General features: G+C 69.7%; 14 protein-coding genes. 10 read left to right on the top strand and 4 right to left on the bottom strand.

What is annotated here, in order from left to right:
• Nucleotides 1-5 precede the first annotated feature (5 nt).
• Complete coding sequence (locus F573_RS0106035; protein ID WP_019021838.1) at nucleotides 6-761, top strand: glycosyltransferase family 2 protein; 756 nt, start codon at nucleotides 6-8, stop codon at nucleotides 759-761.
• Between the two features lie 61 nt (nucleotides 762-822).
• Nucleotides 823-1,218, top strand: a complete 396-nt coding sequence (locus tag F573_RS0106030) for a hypothetical protein (RefSeq protein WP_019021837.1) — start codon at nucleotides 823-825, stop codon at nucleotides 1,216-1,218.
• A gap of 45 nt (nucleotides 1,219-1,263) precedes the next feature.
• Here the strand turns inward: F573_RS0106030 and F573_RS0106025 are convergent, their stop codons facing one another.
• Complete coding sequence (locus F573_RS0106025) at nucleotides 1,264-1,758, bottom strand: YhcB family protein (RefSeq protein ID WP_018870263.1); 495 nt, start codon at nucleotides 1,756-1,758, stop codon at nucleotides 1,264-1,266.
• Between the two features lie 153 nt (nucleotides 1,759-1,911).
• On the opposite strand from F573_RS0106025, the gene F573_RS0106020 reads away from it, so the two are divergent.
• Nucleotides 1,912-2,463: a hypothetical protein gene (locus F573_RS0106020; protein WP_018870264.1), complete on the top strand. Its 552-nt coding sequence runs from the start codon at nucleotides 1,912-1,914 to the stop codon at nucleotides 2,461-2,463.
• Between the two features lie 19 nt (nucleotides 2,464-2,482).
• Nucleotides 2,483-3,136: a DUF2459 domain-containing protein gene (locus F573_RS0106015; protein WP_018870265.1), complete on the top strand. Its 654-nt coding sequence runs from the start codon at nucleotides 2,483-2,485 to the stop codon at nucleotides 3,134-3,136.
• Nucleotides 3,137-3,158: 22 nt separating this feature from the next.
• Here the strand turns inward: F573_RS0106015 and dacB are convergent, their stop codons facing one another.
• From dacB to F573_RS0106000, 3 genes are all read right to left on the bottom strand, one after another.
• Nucleotides 3,159-4,604: a D-alanyl-D-alanine carboxypeptidase/D-alanyl-D-alanine-endopeptidase gene (gene dacB / locus F573_RS0106010; RefSeq protein WP_018870266.1), complete on the bottom strand. Its 1,446-nt coding sequence runs from the start codon at nucleotides 4,602-4,604 to the stop codon at nucleotides 3,159-3,161.
• Nucleotides 4,605-4,708: 104 nt separating this feature from the next.
• Complete coding sequence (locus tag F573_RS0106005; protein ID WP_019021836.1) at nucleotides 4,709-7,144, bottom strand: EAL domain-containing protein; 2,436 nt, start codon at nucleotides 7,142-7,144, stop codon at nucleotides 4,709-4,711.
• Nucleotides 7,145-7,324: 180 nt separating this feature from the next.
• A complete protein-coding gene (locus F573_RS0106000; protein WP_019021835.1) occupies nucleotides 7,325-7,900 on the bottom strand; it encodes an RNA ligase partner protein in 576 nt (191 codons plus the stop codon).
• Between the two features lie 233 nt (nucleotides 7,901-8,133).
• On the opposite strand from F573_RS0106000, the gene F573_RS0105995 reads away from it, so the two are divergent.
• The 6 genes from F573_RS0105995 to acs all read left to right on the top strand — a co-directional run bounded on the left by F573_RS0105995 (nucleotide 8,134) and on the right by acs (nucleotide 16,970).
• Nucleotides 8,134-10,008, top strand: coding sequence for a DUF294 nucleotidyltransferase-like domain-containing protein (locus F573_RS0105995; protein ID WP_019021834.1), 1,875 nt, complete (start codon nucleotides 8,134-8,136; stop codon nucleotides 10,006-10,008).
• Nucleotides 10,009-10,048: 40 nt separating this feature from the next.
• On the top strand, nucleotides 10,049-10,309 hold the full coding sequence (locus tag F573_RS0105990) for a DUF4212 domain-containing protein (protein WP_018870270.1): 261 nt from the start codon (nucleotides 10,049-10,051) through the stop codon (nucleotides 10,307-10,309).
• A 7-nt stretch (nucleotides 10,310-10,316) separates the two neighbouring features.
• Nucleotides 10,317-12,086: a sodium:solute symporter family protein gene (locus F573_RS0105985; RefSeq protein WP_019021833.1), complete on the top strand. Its 1,770-nt coding sequence runs from the start codon at nucleotides 10,317-10,319 to the stop codon at nucleotides 12,084-12,086.
• A gap of 183 nt (nucleotides 12,087-12,269) precedes the next feature.
• Nucleotides 12,270-14,159, top strand: a complete 1,890-nt coding sequence (locus tag F573_RS0105980) for a putative nucleotidyltransferase substrate binding domain-containing protein (protein WP_019021832.1) — start codon at nucleotides 12,270-12,272, stop codon at nucleotides 14,157-14,159.
• An 8-nt stretch (nucleotides 14,160-14,167) separates the two neighbouring features.
• Entirely contained in the window at nucleotides 14,168-14,920 is a 753-nt protein-coding gene (locus tag F573_RS0105975) for a 3'-5' exonuclease (RefSeq protein ID WP_019021831.1), read from the top strand.
• Nucleotides 14,921-15,011: 91 nt separating this feature from the next.
• Nucleotides 15,012-16,970 carry an acetate--CoA ligase gene (gene acs / locus F573_RS0105970; protein ID WP_026300824.1) on the top strand — a complete coding sequence of 653 codons (1,959 nt, stop codon included), beginning with the start codon at nucleotides 15,012-15,014 and terminating at the stop codon, nucleotides 16,968-16,970.
• Nucleotides 16,971-17,038 lie beyond the last annotated feature (68 nt).

Below are 17,038 nucleotides of genomic sequence, written 5' to 3'. Positions count from 1 at the left end.
CAGCCATGACCGCCCCCGTCGTGTTCGCCGTGATCCCGGCCCACAACGAGGCCGCAACCATCGAGGCAGTGACCGCCGCCACGCGGGAGCAGGTCGACCGGGTACTGGTGGTGGACGACGGCTCCGCCGACGACACCGCCACCCTGGCGGCCACCCATGCCGAGGTCCTGCGTCTGGAACCCAACCGCGGCAAGGCCGGTGCCCTGTGGGCCGGGATGCAGCAGGCGGTGGCCGAGGGCGCCGACGCGGTCGTCACCCTGGACGGCGACGGCCAGCACGATGCCACGGAGATCCCGGCGCTGATCGCCGCGTGGCGGGAACGACCCCGACACCTGATCCTCGGTGCCCGGCTGAAGGACCGCGAACGCACACCGCCGCTGCGCCTGTTCGGCAACCGGGTCGCGGATTTCTGGATCGGCTGGGCCTCGGCGCAGCCGCTGCGCGATTCGCAGTCGGGCTTTCGCCTGTACCCCGCCGACCTGCTGCGGCAGATGCGCATCCCCCACGGGCGCGGCCGCTCGTTCGTGTTCGAGAGCGAGGCACTGATCGCGGCCGAACGGCACGGCTTTCCGGCACGTCTGGTGCCGGTGCGCTGCATCTATCCCGAGGATCGCCGTCCCAGCCATTTCCGCCCGGCGGCCGATACCCTGCGCATCATCTTCATGGTCGCCGGTCACCTGCTGCGCCGCGGAATGCGCCCGCTCGGACTGTGGCGCTCGCTGCGCCGGCCGGAGACGGCGCCGACCGTGGAAAACAGCTGACCGGAACTCTACACTCGGGTGCCGTTGCAGCGCACACCGAAGACCTGGAGGGAACCGAACCATGCACTACAAGACCCTGCTCATCGTCGTTGTCACCAGCCTGTTCCTGGTGGCCGGCTGCCGCGGCACCGCCCCGGTGCATAACGTCAGCGACACCACCATCACCAATGCACAGGGCGAGCGTCCCGATGCCGAAGTGATGTCGCAGGCCATTCGCGATGCGGGCGCCCGGCTCGGCTGGCGCATGGAGGAGGTCGAACCGGGCGTGATGGAAGGGGCGATCCGCGTGCGCGATCACACCGCCGTGGTGGAGATCCCGTATTCCGCCGGGCAATACCGCATCGACTACAAGGACAGCACGAACCTCAACCACACCAACGGCGAGATCCACCCGAACTACAACCGCTGGATCGAGAACCTGGACAACCAGATCCGGGCCGAGCTCTCGCGCCGGTAGCCCGGGATCCGCACGGGTCGGTTCCGGGGCTGGACCGCGAGCGGCTCAATCGGGGCGCGGGCGTTCCGGATCGGACCGGCGCTCGCGCTGCCCGGCCTCTTCGGGATCGGAGGCATCGGACAGGCGTCCGGACTCCTGCGGGCCCCGGTCGCCCGACTCCGAAGATTCGCCGCCGCCCTGACCGGGATCGAAATCGCGCTGGTGGGTGTTCGCCAGCATCTTGCCCGCCCGATCCTCCAGGCGTTCGCGGGTGGGCTTGTCGGCCAGCTCCTCGGCGCTCTGCGCCAGATGGTGATAGAGGTCACGGTAGGTGCCCGCCATGCTGGCGAACAGCGTGGCCGTACGGTCGAAATGATCGTTTACCTGCGAGCGGTAGCGCGTGAGCTCCTGCATGCGCTGATCCAGCTCTTCTTCCAGCTGACGGATCAGCTTGCGTTCGTCGCTGGTCACCCGGCCGACCCAGAAGCCGACCAGCGCCGCCACCACGATCGCCAGGATGCCGAGGGCCACCCACAGCCCGACTGCCGTCTGTTCTTCCACCGCTGTCACCTTTTTTCGCTCCGGCGTGCCGCCGGCGTTGCTTCCGGAGCCCCGGGCCTTTCCCCGGAGCGTCCCGGGGCCATTGTGCCCCACGCTCCGTGCGAACGCACATGCTACCCTCGCACAAACCCCCGGAAAGCAAGGATTCCCACGATGCAGGATTCGCCGCGCGCGCAGCAGATCCGGCAGGCCCATGCCACGCTGATCCATCTGGTGGTGCAGGCCTGCCAGAACCCGCAGAGCCGGCAGGAGCTGGAGCCCGTCCTGGAACAGGCGATCCAGGGCGGCTGGACGGACCTGGTCGCCCGCATCCGTCAGGTGCTGGACGGCCAGCGCGACCCGTCTCTTTTGAACGGTCTGGACGAGGAAGACAGCGCCATTCTTTCATCCATTCTCACCGGCCTGCAGGACCCGGCCACACTGCCGGATCCGAACCAGACCGCCGATGCCGCGCAGGCCGCGCCGGGGCTGGCGCAGATGATCCACGGAGCATCCCGCGGCGATCCGCAGTCGCTGCACTGGCTGTCGCAGATGGCCGAACAGATGACCCGCGCGGGCGGCGACATGGCGCGTCTGGGCGGCATCACCAAGCGCCTGGTGGATGGCGAACGCGATCCTGAGGTGCTGTGTCAGGGCATGGGTCCGCAGGGCGAGAACCTGGTGCAGTCCATCCTGAGCGAACTGGGCAAGCTGGAACGTCACTGACGGAAACCGCGAGCCATCGATGCCCCGGCCCGCTGTCCCGTACCTCCGCGTCCCCCGGACCGTTTTCCTGGTCCTGCTGGTCGTGGCGTTCGCCGGCTGCGCACCGGTACAGGTGCAGCCGCCTCCCGATCCGGAACCCGCGACGCAGGTGCTGATCATCGACCATGGACGACACAGCAGTCTGCTGCTGCCGGACGCCGACGGCCGGCACTGGCTGCGTTATTCCTACGGGGACTGGCGGTTCTATGCGGAACGCCGTACCGGGCCCTTCAGCGCGCTGGCCGCACTGGCCTGGCCGACCCGGGCCGCGCTGGGACGCCAGGTCCTGACCGGCGAGGCCCCGCAGGCCGCCCTCCGACGCGACCTGCGAGTCCCGGTACGCGAGGTGCACACCCTCACGGTGGATGCCGACGAGACCGCCGCCCTGCGGGAGGATCTGGAAGCGCTGTGGCGACGCGGCCAGGACGACCGCCGCGAAATGGCGGTTTGGGACATGGCCTTCGTCGAGCACCCGACCCGGTACAGCCTGCGCCACAACTCCAACCGCATGATCGCGTTGTGGCTGGCCGAACTGGAGGTTCGGGTATCACGGCCACCGATCCTGTCGCGCTGGCAGGTGTGTCCGGTGCCCCCGGGGAACGCCACGGAAGACGACGGCGCACCGGACTGCTGACCGGGCGCCCCGGGCGTACCGGTTACAGCGCGCGTACCCAGCCGAGTACGGCCTCCTGCAGGCTGCGTCCCGGCCCGATATGGGCGCGCGGATCGTTCACCAGCAGAACCACGCGAACGTCATCCCCGCTCTTTGTACGCACGTAGCCGGCCACCGCGGAGACCTCGCGCAGGTGTCCGGTCTTCAGATGCATGTGGCCGCGTTCGGCGCCGTTGTTGAAGCGGTTGCGCAGGGTGCCGTCGATCCCGGCCAGAGCCAGCGAGGACTGGAACTCGGGCCGCAGCGGATGCTCCCATCCGGCCCGGAGAATCTGCCCCAGCTGGTACGGCGACATGCGCGCGTCGCGCGACAGGCCGGAGCCATTGTCCACCCGCATGCCGCCGGGGTTCACGCCCAGCTCGCGCAGGGCTTCCATCAGCGCCTGGCGCGAATGATCCATGGTCGCCGGAGCCCCGTGACGCTCGGCACCCAGGGTCAGCATCAGATGCCGGGTCATCACGTTGGAGCTCCACTTGTTGGAGACCCGGATCAGGTCCGCCAGCGGCCGCGAGCGATGCGTCACCAGGGGCTCCTGCTGCAGGGGCGTCATGCGCCCCGGACGGATCTCGCCGTCCAGCTCCCCGCCCCATTGCGACCAGTGCAGACGGAACAGCCCGGCGTGATTGCGTTCGGGCTCGGTCACCGAACGCAGCAACTCGTATTCCCCGCAATGCACGGGATACTCGCCGGTCAGCGTCAGGCGACCGTTGGCGCGGTCGGCATCGATCTCGATCCCGCGCTGAAAATCGCCGCACCGCCCGCGCCCGGGGCGCAGCCGGTTGTCGATCTCCACGTCCGGCAGCGGGGGATCCAGGCTGACCCGGACGGTCTCGCCGTTGCGCCCGGGCCGCACGCGGATGCGCTGGGCGTTGGAGTTCACGTGCAGGGCGTACACGCCCTGGTTATAGGCCCGCAGCGGCTGCCCGTTGAACGCGGCCGGGTCCTGCGGCCCCGCGTCGAAATGCGAGGCGTCCAGGATCACGTCGCCGGCGATGCGTTCCACGCCGGCCTGACGCAGCTGCCCGAGCATGCGCCAGTGCTCCTCGTTGACCATGCCGGGGTCGCCAGTGCCGCGTACCACCAGGTCGCCGTCCAGCACCCCGTCGCGCAGCTCGCCGACGGCCCACAGCTCGGTCTTCCAGGTGTAGTCCGGCCCCAGCTGATCCAGCGCCGCCAGTGAGGTCGCCAGCTTGAGCGTGGAGGCCGGGTTGAAGAGACGATCGGCATTCAACTGGGCGAGCACCTGGTCGTCTCCGGCGCGCTCCACCCACAGGCCCACCGAGCGGGGCGACAGCCCCTGCTCCTCGATCGCGGCCTTGAGCGCCCCGGGCAGGCGTTCGAATTCGGCTGCGGCCGGGACGGAGGACATCAGCAGCAGGCACAACGCGCCCCACAGCACACGGACTGGATGGTTCATCGACGCGGCCATCACTCTCAGGGAAATCGGGATCCCCAGTATTCGCCGCCACGCGCGCGCTGGCAAGGCTCCCGACGGCGGGCATGCCCGATGCCCGGCCCGCCGGGACGCGGGATTCAGACGAGCGCCGGCGCGCGAGCGCCGGCGATCCGCGTACGGCTGCGCAGGGCCAGCAACCCGGCCAGATTGATGTCGCCCACCAGCGCCCCGGCGGCATCGGGCAGCGGGATCGCCAGGGTCACACAGAAATCCTCGGAGGCCGAGGACAGATAGATGTCGGAGACAAACGGCTGGCCGCGGCCCACGGTTTCGTGGAAGTACGTCCGGGTGGAGCGGTCGACCCCCATGCCGCCGGTCTGGATGCGCCCGCGCATCTCCGGATTGACCCAGTTGGCGTAGCGCTGGTGCCCCTGACCATCCAGCTCGTAGACCAGTTCGAAATAGGGATGCTCGCGAAACCACGCGTCGAGATCATGCCCGCCCTGCCCGCGCGGACCGCGGGCAACCCGTTCCAGGGCCGCCACCGCCTGTTCCTGCCAGGAATCATCGTCGCCGTCGCGCACCGGCTCCACCGGCAGGCAGCGCGGCGGGTCACCGTCCAGCACGATCACGGAGCCCGAGTGGCACTTGGCCTCCTTTTTCAGCGCAGCGGCCCGTTCCGACAGCGCCACGCTGTCCATGCCCGCATCGGGGGCGGGCAGGACGACCACCGCGGACAGATTCGCCACCGGGAAGCACGAACCGTCGTCGCCGGTGAAGAACCCGCGTTCGAGGTCCTGGCGGTCGTAGAGATGGCCGCACAGCTGATCGAAGCTGAGCGCCAGTTCGTGCAGCCGGTTGAGCCATACCTCCGCGGCGGCCGGTCCCGCCACCATGAAGTCGTCGCCCCCGATATGGCCGAGGTCGCATTCGCCGTGATCGCCGAACGCCGCGCGCAAGCACTCTGCCAGAAGTTTGATCATCGCGTCGCCGCGCACGAAGCCGTAGCGATCGTTAAAGGCCTTGAAGTTGTCGAGGTCGATGTACAGCAGCGCCTGAGGCTGCCCGGCCAGGCGCCGCTTTTCCAGCAGGCCCCGCAGTGCCGGCCCGGTGGACAGCCCGGTCAGCGGATGGCTGCCCTCGTCGGTCCCCTGCTTCAGGGCTTGCTCCAGCAGCTGCCACGGCTGGATCACCCCGGTCAGCTGGCCGTGATCGTCCACCACTACCCACGGGTCGTGCACCTCGCGGCAATGGAACAGCCGCCACAGGATCTGGCGCACCGGCACGTGCCCGCGCAGCACGTTGCACAGCGGACGCACCAGGCGACCGATGCCGGCATGGTCGCGCGACGGCGGTTCGCGCAGGAAGCGGTCGCGGGCGATGAAGCCCAGCGGCCGCCCCTCGCCCACCACCAGCAGATGGCCCATGTCGCCGTGGCAGCGGAACATCTCGCGCACCCGCGCGCGATCCGCCTCGATCGGCAGGGTCGGCACCCGGGTCACGTAGTCCATCAGCCGCATCTCGCCCGCCTCTCCGGCGGGGTTGCCGGCCTCCGGACGCGGTGGCAGCGGGGCCGGCTCCACCGGCACCGACGCCGGGTGCCCGATCAGGAAGCCCTGCGCGAAATGCACCCCCAGATCACGGCACAGCTCGAGATCGCGTTCGCTCTCCAGACCCTCGGCCACGGTGGCGCAACCGAGCCGACGGGCCATCGCGATCAGGGTCTCCAGCATCACCGAGCGCACCCGGGACCCGTGCGCCTCGTGCACCAGCCCGCGGTCCAGCTTGATGAAATCCGGGCGCAGGCTGGCCAGCAGGGCGAGGCCGTTATAGCCGGTACCGAGATCGTCCAGGGCGATGCGGAACCCCAGCCCGCGCAGGGTATCGCAGGCCGCCGACATCGCGTCGATGTCCTCGACGTGATCGCTCTCCATGATCTCGATCACCACGTCTTCCGGCGCCACGCCCAGCCGCCGCAGGCAGGACAGCGACGGATGCCGGTGCAGATCGGTCCCCAGCAGGGACTGCGGCAGGGCATTGATGAATATCGGCGTGCCCGCCGGCAGCATCTCGGCCTTGCGCGCCAGGGCACGGATCTGACAGGCCTGTTCCAGGTCATCCAGGCAACGGGCCCGGCGCGCCAGGGCGAAGGTTTCGGCCCCGCCCAGCAGACCGCGTTCCGGATGGCGCGCCCGGCACAGCATCTCGTAACCGTACACCTCGCCCTGGCGGGCGAGATCCACGATGGGCTGGAAATGGGACTCGACCACGCCGGCCAGCGGGCCGAGGATCCACGGCTCGTGCAGACGCGCATGCATCACCGCCAGCGGTTCGAGCTGGTCCAGCGAGGCCAGCGACAGACCGGCGGCCGGATCCCCGGTGGACCACAGCCCCAGACAGTCCTCCAGCCGCTCCTCCGGGGTCTCCAGCACGATCGCCTCGACCAGGTCGGCCAGGTCCATCCGATCCGGCAGCGGGAAACACCAGATCTGCGGGCTCTCGGGGGACAGGGGATGCCCCCAGCGGGTCCAGTCACGCGGCGCACGACCGCCCTGAATGCGTACCACCAGCATGTATTGTTCCGGGTCTTGAGGGTTGCGGCCCGGGGTCCCAGCAATTCCCGGACCAGTGCCCTGCCCGGACCCGATTCCCGATACGCCGCGGCCACGGCGGGGCGGTCGACAACCATTGCCCCTTCACGGGGCAGGCCCCGCCCCGCCACGGGGCATGCAGGGGGCCGGCGGGGCGGGATGTCAGTGACCGGCCAGGTTCTCCATCACCCCGGCGAGGTATTCGGCGGTGACCAGCTTGATGCCCATGCGGTTGCCCAGCTTGCGCATGCCCTGGTCGGCGGTCGCCAGTTCGGCATCCAGTTCCATCGCCAGCAGCACCGCGTCCACGTCCTCGCGCGAGTCCACCAGGCCCTTGCGCATCGCCTCGCGAAAACGCTCGCGCAGCTGGGTGATCAACTCCGGGCGCAGAGACTCGGCCGCGCCGGCCTCGCGGGTATGCTCCTCGGCGATGCGCAGGCCGCGGTCGATCCGGGTGCGCACCTCGTCGATGAACTCGTAGAGGATGTCGCTGGGCAGGGTCAGCGCGAAGCGGCGCGGCGAGCGCACCCAGACCACGGTCTCGAAATCCGCGGCCAGCGGCTCGAGGTCGCGCATGGTGCGGAATTCCTCGTAGACCGACAGCGGCATGTAGAACTCCGCGCTGCAGTCGCGCGCGAGCCGGAGAAACTGCCGCAGGACCGCCTCGGGGGTCTCGCCGAACTGCGCCGAGACGTGCGGGTTGGTGAAGACGCTGGTGTCCAGCACGAAGCGGCGCATGGGGACCTTCCGGTGGCTGTGGGACGGGCTCCCATCATCGATACCCCCCGCGAGGGGGTCAACCGGGGTGTTACGCCGGGGCGTTACGGGCCGTTACGCGGCGTAACGACGGGTGTTACGCCGCGTAACACCCGTCACCCCTGCTGTTTCACAAGCCACTGTTTTTGCGGCACCAGAACCACTGGCCCGCGACTTGCAGCAGGCGCGGGACGCCGATTCCCGCAGCCGACACGATGTCCGACGCCCTCGACAGCACCCGCGAGTTCCTGCACGCCCACGCGCCCTTCGACCAGCTCGAGTCCGAGGCGCTGGAATTCGTGTTGCCGCGTCTGCAGACGCGCTTCTACGAACAGGGGGCGCGCATCACCGACCCGGAGGCCGGACCGGCGCAGCGCTTCCATATCATCCGCCAGGGGCGTATCCGCGGGGAGAGCCCCAGCGAGGACGAACAGCTCTCCGGCAACGCCTGGGAGCTGATCCCCGGCGAGTGTTTCCCGATCGGGGCCCTGCTCGGCCGCCGCGCGGTGCATACCGTGCATCGCGCGGCGGAGGACACCTTGTGCCTGGAACTGAGCCTGGAGGATTTCGACCGCCTGCGGGCCCGCTCGCGGGTATTCAACGACTTCTGCACGCGGCGTCTGGCCAACCTGCTGGACCGCCTGCATCAGGGCCTCGACAGCCTCGCCAGTCATGACGCGGCCGGCGGCGGCCAGCTGAACACCCCGCTGGCACTGCGCCTGGCGCGCGAACCGGTCACCTGCACCCCGGAGACCCCGCTGCGCGAGGCCCTGACCACCATGCGCGACCAGCGGGTGGGGTCGATCGTCGCGGTGGACGACCAGGCCGCACCGGTGGGCATCTTCACCCTGCATGACCTGCTCAACCGAGTGGCCCTGGAAGGGGTCGGGCTGGATACGCCGGTGCGCGCGGTGATGACCGCGGACCCGGTCGCGCTGGAGGAGAACGCCCCGGGCTTCGAGGGCATCGAGGCGATGACCGAACACGGGATGACCCACCTGTGCGTAGTGCGCGACGGGCGCCTGGCCGGGGTGCTGGGCGAACGCGACCTGCTCACCCGCCAGCCGCTGACCCTGGACGGGCTGGTGCGCGAGATCCGCCAGGCGACCGCGGTCGACGAGATCGCCGGGCGTCTGCGCCAGGTCCCGCGGCTGGTGGAGGCGGTGATCACCCAGGGCGCCGAGGCCGACCAGGTCCTGCGCCTGATCACCCGCCTGAACGAACACGCGACCCGCCGGGTGCTGGCCCTGCTGCGCCCGCAGTACGACATCGAGGGCATCGATTTCACCTGGCTGGCGTTCGGCTCGCAGGCCCGCGAGGAGCAGGCGCTGATCACCGACCAGGACAACGGCATCCTGTTCGATGCCGAGCCGGGCGACGAGGACGCCGTCCGCGCACGCCTGCTGCCCTGGGCGCAGGCCGTCAACCGGGCGCTGGCGGAATGCGGTTTCACCCTGTGCCCCGGCAACATCATGGCCGGCAATCCGGAGTGCTGCCTCAGCGGCCCGGAATGGGAGGCCCGCTTCACCCGCTGGATCGAACAGGGCACCCCGGAACACCTGCTCAAGAGCACCATCTTCTTCGACCTGCGCGCGGTGGACGGCGACGCCTCGCCGGTGGAGGCACTGCGCACCTTCCTGCTGCAGAAAACCGCTTACAACTCGCGCTTTCGCCGGCAGATGGCGGCCAACCAGCAGGCCTTCCGACCGCCGCTGGGCCTGTTCGGCGAGATCCGCGCCGGGGCCGAAGGGATCGACGTGAAGAAACAGGGCCTGACCCCGTTCGTGGACGGCGCGCGGGTGATCGCTCTGGCCGCCGAGCTGCCGGCCACCGGCAGCCACGAGCGCATGGATCAGGCGGTCAGCGCCGAGGCCATGCGCCCCGGCGATGCCGCCGATTATCACGCGGCCCTGCGCTATCTGCAGATGCTGCGCCTGCGGGCGCAGCAGAAGGCCCTGCGCGAGGGCCGCGGGGACGACAGCCGCATCCGGCCGGAAGAACTGGGCGCCCTGGAGGGACGGGTGCTCAAGGAATCCTTCCGCCAGGCCCGCAAGCTGCAGGGGCAGCTTGCGGTGCAGTACCAGCTGTGAGGCCACCACAGCCAATACCTACGAAAAGAGGAGCAACACCATGTCGCAAGACCTCAGTCGCGAGGCGTACTGGAAGGCGAATCTTCGCCTTCTGGCGATCTGCCTCGGCATCTGGTTCTTCGTGTCGTTCGTGCTCGGCATCCTGCTCGCCGCGCCACTGAACAACATCCACCTGGGCGGGTATCCGCTGGGCTTCTGGTTCGCCCAGCAGGGCTCGATCTACACCTTCATCGTCCTGATCTTCGTTTATGCCTGGCGCATGAACGTGCTGGACCGCAAGTTCAACGTCGACGAGGAGTAATCCGGCCATGGATCAACAGACTCTCAGCCTGATCGTGGTCGGCATCACCTTCGCGATCTACATCGGGATCGCGATCTGGGCCCGCGCCGGCTCGACCAGCGAATTCTACGTGGCGGGCAAGGGTGTCCACCCGGTCGCCAACGGCATGGCCACGGCGGCCGACTGGATGTCCGCGGCCAGCTTCATCTCCATGGCCGGCCTGATCGCCTTCCTCGGCTTCACCGGGGGCGCCTACCTGATGGGCTGGACCGGCGGCTACGTGCTGATGGCCCTGCTGCTGGCCCCCTATCTGCGCAAGTTCGGCAAGTTCACGGTGCCCGAATTCATCGGCGACCGGTTCTACTCCAAGCCGGCCCGCGTGGTGGCCGTGATCTCGCTGCTGGCCATGTCCATCACCTACGTGATCGGGCAGATGCGCGGCGTGGGGATCGCCTTCTCCAACATCCTCGAGGTGCAACTGGAAGTGGGCCTGGTCGCCGGGATGGCGGTGGTGTTCATCTACGCCGTGCTCGGCGGGATGAAGGGCATCACCTACACCCAGATCGCGCAGTACGTGATCATGATCTTCGCCTACACGGTGCCGGCGATCTTCATCGCCATCACCCTGACCGGCAACCCGCTGCCGCAGCTGGGCCTGGGGTCGACCCTGCAGGGCTCCGACACCTACCTGCTGGAAGCGCTGGACAACACCATGGTGGAGCTGGGCTTCACCGAATACACGGCCACCGAGGGCGGCATGAGCATGCTCAACATGTTCCTGCTGACCCTGGCGCTGATGATCGGTACCGCGGGCCTGCCGCACGTCATCATCCGCTTCTTCACCGTCCCGCGCGTGCGGGATGCGCGCAAGTCGGCCGGCTGGGCGCTGGTCTTCATCGGCATCCTGTACACCACCGCGCCGGCGGTGGGTGCGATGGCCATCTGGAACCTGGTCAACACCGTGCATCCGGGCGAGATCGGCACCGAGGAAGGCCACCTGGCCTACGAGGACAAGCCGGCCTGGATGGAGCGCTGGGAACAGACCGGCCTGCTCGAATTCGAGGACAAGAACGACGACGGCGTAATCCAGTACTACAACGACGAGAACGAAGAATTCGCCGCCATGGCCGAGGAGGAATACGGCTGGGAAGGCAGCGAGATCGTCGAGCTGGACCGCGACATCATGGTGCTGGCCAACCCCGAGATCGCCGGTCTGCCGGGCTGGGTGATCGCCCTGGTGGCGGCCGGGGGCATCGCGGCGGCGCTGTCCACCGCGGCCGGGTTGCTGCTGGCGATCTCCTCGGCCATCTCGCATGACCTTCTGAAAGGGGTCTTCACGCCCAAGATCAGCGAGAAGCGCGAGCTGCTGGCCGGACGCATCGCGATGGCCGTCGCCATCCTGTTCGCCGGCTATCTCGGGCTCAATCCACCGGGCTTCGCCGCCGAGGTGGTGGCACTGGCCTTCGGACTCGCGGCCGCCTCGCTGTTCCCGACCCTGATGATGGGCATCTTCATGAAGAAGATGAACCGCGAAGGCGCGATCACCGGCATGCTGGTGGGTCTGGTGACCACCCTGCTGTACATCTTCATGTACAAGGGCTGGTTCTTCTTCCCCGAGACCGCCATGCTGCCGGACACGCCGGAGGGCTGGATCCTGGGGATCAACCCGTCCAGCTTCGGCCCCATCGGCGCGGCCCTGAACTTCATCACCGCCTTCATCGTGATGAAGATGACCGCTCCGCCGCCGAAGGACATCCAGGACCTGGTGGAAAGCGTGCGCGTGCCGCGCGCCGACTGATCCACTCCCGGGTGCGCCCGGAACTGCCCCCGGGATCATCGCTGGATGATCCCGGGGCAGTCGCGGGTCCGGCCACCCCGGCCGGGCCCGCGGCGATCCCCGCAAGGGGATCGTCCGCAAGTCCATCCACGTGGGCTTGCGGACGATCCTCGCAACCTCCCCCGTCCACCACGGAGCAGCGCGATGACCGCCGAACTCGACGAGATCCGCGAATTCCTCGATCAGGCACCGGATCTCGCGGAACTGCCCGCCCCGGCCCGCGCCGCCATGGTGCGGCGCCTGACCCTGCGCTACCTGCGCCACGGCGCGGCGTTTCCGCCCGCCGAAAACGGCGACGGCCTGTGGATCGTGCACACCGGGGCGATCGAACTGTTCGACGCCGGCGACACCCTGTGCGACCGTCTCGGCGAGGGCGACGTGGCACGCGTGACTGGCGGCGAGTGTGCGGCCACCGGACCCGGCGGTCACGCCCGGGTGACCGAGGACGCACTGGTGTATCACCTGCCGCAGGCCCGGGCCGAGGACCTCGCCCTCCACCACCCCGCCCTGGGCGACTTCCTGCGCGCCCCCGGCGGACTGTCCACGCCGGACAACGACGACCCTGGCGACATGGGCGACCGGGATAACCTCGGCACCGCCGACGGCCGCACCACCCTGCTGACCACCCCGGTGGCCTCGCTGATGAGCCCCCAGGTCCTGCAGGCGGATGCCGGCATCTCGCTGCGCGAGGCCGCCCGCCGCATGACCGGGGCGGATGTCTCCGCGCTGCTCCTGCAGGAGGGGGAGGCCCCCGGCCGTCCGGCCGGCATGCTCACGGACACCGACCTGCGCCACGTCCTCGCGGAGGACATCCCGCCCGACACCCCGGTACGCGAACGCATGACGCGCGAACTGGTGACCGTCACCGGCGACACCCCCGCATTCGAGGCCCTGCTGGAGATGGCGCGCCGGGACATCCATCACCTGCCAGTGATGGAACCCGACGGTGAACGCCTGGCCGGGATCCTCTCCGGCACCGACCTGATCCGCCACCAGGGGACCAGCGCGATCCACCTGATCCGCGACCTGCGCCGCGCGGGCTCGCCCGCCGAGCTGAGCCTGCGGATGCAGGCCCTGCCCCGGCTGCAGCAACAGTTGAGCGAGGCCGGGGTGGATGCCCTGCGCTGCGCTCAGGTGCTGACCCTGGTGATCGACACCCTGACCCGTCGCCTGCTGGAACTGGCCGAGGACCGCCTGGGCCCCGCGCCGGCCACCTGGGCGTGGCTGGCCAGCGGCAGCCAGGGCCGCCACGAACAGCTGGCGCATACCGACCAGGACACCGCGCTGGTGTGGGCGGACGATGCCCCGGAGGAGGCGGATGATTGGTTCGCTGCCCTTGCCCGCGAGGTGACCGACGGACTGGACGCCTGCGGCATCCGCCGCTGCCCCGGCGGGGTCGACCCCTCCCACGCCGCCTGGCGCGGCCCGGCGCGCGACTGGCATGCGGCCTTCGAGCGCGTGTTCACCCGGCCGGACGCGCAGGACGCCCGACTGGCCACGCATTATCTCGACCTGCGGGTCATCCACGGCAGCCACAGCCTGTTCATGCCCCTGCGCCAGCAGGCGCTGGAGCTCGGCTACCGGCACGAGAGCGTCCACACCGCGATGGCCCTGCAGGCGCGCGAGCTGCGGCCGCCGCTGGGGTTCTTCCGCCGCTTCGTGCTCGAACACGACGGCGAACACAGCCCGGCCCTCGACCTCAAGCGCCGCGGCCTGCTGCCGATCGTGGCACTGGCCCGGGTATGTGCCCTGCGCGCCCGGGCCGACGCCCGCAGCACTCCCGAGCGGCTGCGCGCCAGTGCCCACGCCGGGATCCTGACGGACGACACGGCGCGCGAAGTGGAGGAGGCCTTCCGCTTCATCGCCGGCGTTCGCGCGCGCCACCAGGCGCGCCAGATCGCCGCCGGCCAGTCCGCGGACAACCATGTGGACCCGACCACGCTCACGGGCCTGGAGCGCAGCCGACTGAAGGCCGCCTTCGTGCGCGTGGCGCAGGCCGCCCGGGCGGCGCTGGGGGGCGAGGGGCAGGCATGAGCAATGCCATGGCCTCGCCCGGCCAGGCCTGCCCGTTCGCCCGGGCCGCCGCCTGGTTTTCCCCCGGGTACTGGCGCTTCTGTCGCGCCCGCAACCGCGCGCGGCTGCAGACCCCGGCCGGCCCGCTGCGCGACTGCCTGGAGACCCCGCCGCCGGCGCCCGCGCAGGCGGTGGCCCGCACTCGCTTCCTCGCGGTGGACATCGAGACCACCGGCCTCGACCCGGAGCAGGACGCGATCCTCAGCATCGGCTGGGTGGCGCTGGAGGGCACGGCCATCGATCTGGCCACTGCCGGCTACGTGCTGGTCCGCCCGGACCGCGAGGTCCCGGAACAAAGCGCGGTGATCCACCACATCACCGATGAACACGCGGCCCGCGGGTTCGACGTCGGGGAGGCCCTGGACGCGCTGTTCCGCGCGCTCGACGGCCGTGTACTGATCGCCCACCACGCGGCCCTCGAACTGGGCTTTCTGGCGCGCGCCTGCGAGCGGCGCTACGGCACCCGCCCGCCCCTGCCGGTGGTCGACACCCTGCGCCTGGCCGAGACCGCCCGGCGCCGCGCCGGCCGTCCGGTAAGTGCCGGTGGCCTGCGCCTGCACGCCCTGCGCGGCGACTACAACCTGCCGCCCCGGCGCAGCCACGACGCCCTGCTGGACGCCCTTGGCGCGGCCGAACTGTTTGCCGCGCTGATGGCCGAACGCGACCCGACGGGCACCCTGCCGCTGCGGCGAATCCTGTTCCGCCCCGGCCGTTTCTGGTAAGCCGGACACGCCCGACAGGCATGCTATCCTCGCGCCCGTGAGACCCAACCCTGACGAATCCGCTGGAACCACGCAGAACATGGAGGCCCGCATGAGCGACACCATCGAGTCCACCCTCACCGAGACCCGCCATTTCGATCCGCCGGCGGCATTCACCGCGAACGCCCGGCTCAAGCCGGAGGACGTGGAGGCCCTGCACAACAAGGCCCGGGCCGACTACGAAGGCTTCTGGTGCGACCTGGCGCGCGAGAAGATCGACTGGCAGACCGAGTTCACCGAAGGGCTGGACAGCTCGAATGCGCCGCATTTCCGCTGGTTCGCCGACGGGCGCATGAACGTCTCCTACAACTGCATCGACCGCCACCTCGAGGCCCGCGGCAACAAGACCGCGATCCGCTTCGAGGCCGAGAACGGCGACACCCGCAACCTCACCTACCGCGAGCTCTACAACGAGGTCGGCAAGCTGGCCAACGCACTCAAGGGCATGGGTGTCGAGAAGGGCGATCGCGTGGTCATCTACATGCCGATGAACGCCGAGGCGGTGATCGCGATGCAGGCCTGCGCCCGCATCGGCGCGATCCACTCGGTGGTGTTCGGCGGTTTCTCCGCCGATGCCCTGCGCGACCGCGTGGTGGACTCCGGCGCCACCGTCATCATCACCGCCGACGGCGGCGAGCGCGGCGGCAAGGTGGTGGGCCTGAAGGCCGGCGTCGACAAGGCGCTGGCCAGCAACCCCGCCGAGGTCGAGAAGGTGATCGTCTGCCGGCGCGCCGGCAACGACGTGGACATGCAGGAGGGCCGCGACGTCTGGTGGGAAGACGCGGTGGACGGCGAATCGGTCGACTGCGAACCCGAGTGGGTGGAATCCGAACACCCGCTGTTCCTGCTCTACACCTCCGGCTCCACCGGCAAGCCCAAGGGCATCCAGCACTCCAGCGCCGGCTACCTGCTGGGCGCGATCATCACCAACGAGTGGGTGTTCGACCTGCAGGATGACGACGTCTTCTGGTGCACCGCCGACGTCGGCTGGATCACGGGCCACACCTACGTCGCCTACGGCCCGCTGGCGGTGGGCGCCACCCAGGTGGTCTACGAAGGCGTGCCCACCGTGCCGGATGCCGGACGCTGGTGGAAGATGTGCCAGGACCACGGCGTCACCGTGTTCTATACCGCCCCCACCGCCATCCGTGCGCTGATGAAGGCCGGCCCCGACCTGCCCGAGCAGTACGACCTGTCGCAGCTGCGCCTGCTGGGCACCGTGGGCGAGCCCATCAACCCCGAGGCGTGGATGTGGTACTACCGCGAGGTCGGCGGCGAGCGCTGCCCCATCGTGGACACCTGGTGGCAGACCGAGACCGGCGCCAACATGATCGCCCCGATCCCCGGCGCCACCACCCTGGTCCCGGGCTCCTGCACCCGCGCCCTTCCGGGCATCGACGCCGACGTGGTGGACGAGGACGGCAACAGCCTGGGCGCCGACGAGGGCGGCTACCTGGTCATCAGGAAGCCCTGGCCGTCGATGCTGCGCACCGTCTGGGGCGACGACCAGCGCTACAAGGACACCTACTGGCCCAAGTTCGGCGGCAAGTACTACCTCGCCGGCGACTCCGCCCGCCGCGACGCGGAAGGCAACTTCTGGATCATGGGCCGCATCGACGACGTGCTCAACGTCTCCGGGCACCGCATGGGGACCATGGAAGTCGAATCCGCGCTGGTGGCCCACAAGGACGTTGCCGAAGCCGCGGTGGTCGGGCGCCCGCACGACGTGAAGGGCGAAGCCATCGTCGCCTTCGTGATCCTGCACGGCGACCGCCCCACCGGCGACGAGGCGGACCGGCTGCTCAAGGAGCTGCGCGAATGGGTGGGCGAGCAGATCGGCCCGATCGCCAAGCCCGACGACATCCGTTTCGCCGACGGCCTGCCCAAGACCCGTTCCGGCAAGATCATGCGGCGCCTGCTGCGCTCCATCGCCAAGGGCGAGGAGATCACCTCGGACACCTCCACCCTGGAGAACGAGGCGGTCATCCCGCAGCTGCAGGGCAAGGCCTGACGCCGGACACGGGGGCCGTGATCCGAACCTGGTACGCCTGCCGAGGCACCAGGTTCACGGCCCCGCGC

The organism is Thioalkalivibrio sp. ALE23 (assembly GCF_000378545.1).
GTDB lineage: Bacteria > Pseudomonadota > Gammaproteobacteria > Ectothiorhodospirales > Ectothiorhodospiraceae > Thioalkalivibrio.
The sequence above is the reverse complement of the archived record's forward strand: the minus strand, read 5'-3'. Positions and strand labels throughout refer to the sequence as shown.

Excerpts from the sequence above, each read along its gene's own strand:
- F573_RS0106035 (WP_019021838.1), top strand. The coding sequence starts at position 6 with ATGACCGCCCCCGTCGTGTTCGCCGTGATCCCGGCCCACAACGAGGCC.
- F573_RS0106030 (WP_019021837.1), top strand. The coding sequence starts at position 823 with ATGCACTACAAGACCCTGCTCATCGTCGTTGTCACCAGCCTGTTCCTG.
- F573_RS0106020 (WP_018870264.1), top strand. The coding sequence starts at position 1,912 with ATGCAGGATTCGCCGCGCGCGCAGCAGATCCGGCAGGCCCATGCCACG.
- F573_RS0106015 (WP_018870265.1), top strand. The coding sequence starts at position 2,483 with ATGCCCCGGCCCGCTGTCCCGTACCTCCGCGTCCCCCGGACCGTTTTC.
- dacB (WP_018870266.1), bottom strand. The coding sequence starts at position 4,604 with ATGGCCGCGTCGATGAACCATCCAGTCCGTGTGCTGTGGGGCGCGTTG.
- F573_RS0106005 (WP_019021836.1), bottom strand. The coding sequence starts at position 7,144 with ATGCTGGTGGTACGCATTCAGGGCGGTCGTGCGCCGCGTGACTGGACC.
- F573_RS0106000 (WP_019021835.1), bottom strand. The coding sequence starts at position 7,900 with ATGCGCCGCTTCGTGCTGGACACCAGCGTCTTCACCAACCCGCACGTC.
- F573_RS0105995 (WP_019021834.1), top strand. The coding sequence starts at position 8,134 with ATGTCCGACGCCCTCGACAGCACCCGCGAGTTCCTGCACGCCCACGCG.
- F573_RS0105990 (WP_018870270.1), top strand. The coding sequence starts at position 10,049 with ATGTCGCAAGACCTCAGTCGCGAGGCGTACTGGAAGGCGAATCTTCGC.
- F573_RS0105985 (WP_019021833.1), top strand. The coding sequence starts at position 10,317 with ATGGATCAACAGACTCTCAGCCTGATCGTGGTCGGCATCACCTTCGCG.
- F573_RS0105980 (WP_019021832.1), top strand. The coding sequence starts at position 12,270 with ATGACCGCCGAACTCGACGAGATCCGCGAATTCCTCGATCAGGCACCG.
- F573_RS0105975 (WP_019021831.1), top strand. The coding sequence starts at position 14,168 with ATGGCCTCGCCCGGCCAGGCCTGCCCGTTCGCCCGGGCCGCCGCCTGG.
- acs (WP_026300824.1), top strand. The coding sequence starts at position 15,012 with ATGAGCGACACCATCGAGTCCACCCTCACCGAGACCCGCCATTTCGAT.